The following is a 1665-nucleotide window of genomic DNA, read 5'->3' on the forward strand; positions in this document are numbered from 1 at the left end:
TCTTTCATACTGATTTTAGTATATCAGATTCATTAAAATCTGTCCGAAAAAGTGTCTTAATTTATGAGACCATTATAGGTTATCAGCATCGTAATTGTGTTTTGAGGATAGATGCCAATCATTGATTCGTAAAATATTCTTTATGGCTGAAAGAACCTCGAATATGTAACGTTTTTCAGTGCTGGTACAATCTGCCATTAATAAATCAATATCAGTTTGATATTCCGTAGGATTGTATAACAAGTTTCCATAGAGTAATTCATCAATAGTAATTTCAAGGGCATTGCTAATTTTGATTAAAGATTCTAAACTGGGTTTACGCTTGGCATTTTCTATATAGCTTATATAAACAGTAGAAAGATCAGCGATTTCAGCCAGCTCCTCGGCAGATAATCCTCGTTGTTTGCGGGTTTCTCTTATACGTTTGCCTATAAGTGCATAATTTATTTCCATGTCCTCACCTCCTTTCCATCACAACTTGACTTTTTTGTGTTGTAGATAGAAAAAATGGTGAGTTATACAATAGTAATTGGTTGTATAAAAAGAAGTATATCATATGTATATAGCAAAAAGAAGATTGTCGATTGATGGGAGAAAAAGGCGATAAGTTGTAATTGAACAACAGCGAAAAAAAGGTTATTATTTATGTATTAAAAATTATGTCTGAGAGGAAAATACATGGCAGATAAAGAGGAAATTAAAACACTGGAGGAATTAGAGGAAAAAGGAAGAATACTGCGGGAGTACAAAGAAAAATTCCGGCAGATGTGCCAAGAAAATAAAATGATAAAGGGTTCGACAGTGCTGAAACTATATGATAAAATTGAAGAAATACAAAGAGAATATGAGCATTTAGATAATAAGCTGACATTAATGGAATACAACTTTATATAGTTCTATTTTTTTTGTTTTAATACTACTGTTTCCCTTAGTAAATACTTGCAAGATACATCTCTAATATTTTTTCGGATTTCTAGTTACAATTAAGGTAACTACTATCGGAAAGAGGTGTATTTACTTGCGTACAGAGGATTATATTGCGGACAATATTATAGCTTTATGTAAAAAACGTGATATGAGTAAATATCGGCTGTCACAATTGACTGGTATATCTCAATCTTCGATTGGAAAAATTATTGCTAAAGAAAGTTTACCCACTATGCCTACTGTAGAAAAGATATGTGATGCACTGGGAGTAACAATGGCACAATTCTTTGCCGGAATGGATGTTCCAGTAAGCTTATCAGAATCACAACAAGAGGTTTTGAATATTTGGAATAATCTTGATGAAAAAGAACAGAATGTAGTGATACAAATGCTCCGGGGACTTCAAAAATAAAGGAAACAGTTGTAACGAAAATGTTGACTGTTTCTTTTTTTATGGAGTTGGGAGATTATGGTGATTGAAAAGAAATATTATGATATTGCACAGCGTGAATTGGAAGAAATGCAAAGAGAAATTAATGCAGAAAAAGCGCAAATGTCAGAAGAAGAGATACTAGAGGATAAAAAATGGCATGATGAACAATTGGAAACAATTATAAAAAAGGCAGAAGCTCATATGCGTTGTTTTAAGAAAGTTCCAGATTGCAGATTGCCAGCCAAAACGGCCACCTGTGCCATATTCGGCGGCCACCCTGGAACTTAAATGGCGGTCAGCCAAGG

General features: G+C 33.5%; 4 protein-coding genes. 3 read left to right on the forward strand and 1 reads right to left on the reverse strand.

The annotated features are described in order from the left end of the window. Positions 1–72: 72 nt before the first annotated feature. Positions 73–453, reverse strand: coding sequence for a helix-turn-helix transcriptional regulator (locus GKG43_RS22740; protein WP_129880157.1), 381 nt, complete (start codon positions 451–453; stop codon positions 73–75). A gap of 225 nt (positions 454–678) precedes the next feature. Between GKG43_RS22740 and GKG43_RS22745 the strand changes: the two genes are divergently transcribed. The 3 genes from GKG43_RS22745 (at position 679) to GKG43_RS22755 (ending at position 1648) form a co-directional block, all read left to right on the forward strand. Continuing rightward, positions 679–894 (forward strand): hypothetical protein, encoded by a 216-nt coding sequence (locus tag GKG43_RS22745; protein ID WP_015525605.1) that lies wholly within the window; start codon positions 679–681, stop codon positions 892–894. A gap of 124 nt (positions 895–1018) precedes the next feature. Next, positions 1019–1339: a helix-turn-helix transcriptional regulator gene (locus GKG43_RS22750; RefSeq protein ID WP_013976760.1), complete on the forward strand. Its 321-nt coding sequence runs from the start codon at positions 1019–1021 to the stop codon at positions 1337–1339. 57 nt (positions 1340–1396) lie between these two features. Next, the gene (locus GKG43_RS22755) at positions 1397–1648 is read left to right on the forward strand and encodes a hypothetical protein (RefSeq protein ID WP_243125902.1); all 252 of its coding nucleotides are present in this window, start codon (positions 1397–1399) and stop codon (positions 1646–1648) included. The last annotated feature ends 17 nt before the right edge of the window (positions 1649–1665 follow it).

It is taken from the genome of Eubacterium sp. BIOML-A2 (assembly GCF_009680135.1).
Taxonomy (GTDB): Bacteria; Bacillota; Clostridia; order Lachnospirales; family Lachnospiraceae; genus Faecalicatena; species Faecalicatena contortus_B.

Coding starts and splice junctions, on each gene's coding strand:
- GKG43_RS22740 (WP_129880157.1), bottom strand. CDS start 453: ATGGAAATAAATTATGCACTTATAGGCAAACGTATAAGAGAAACCCGC.
- GKG43_RS22745 (WP_015525605.1), top strand. CDS start 679: ATGGCAGATAAAGAGGAAATTAAAACACTGGAGGAATTAGAGGAAAAA.
- GKG43_RS22755 (WP_243125902.1), top strand. CDS start 1,397: ATGGTGATTGAAAAGAAATATTATGATATTGCACAGCGTGAATTGGAA.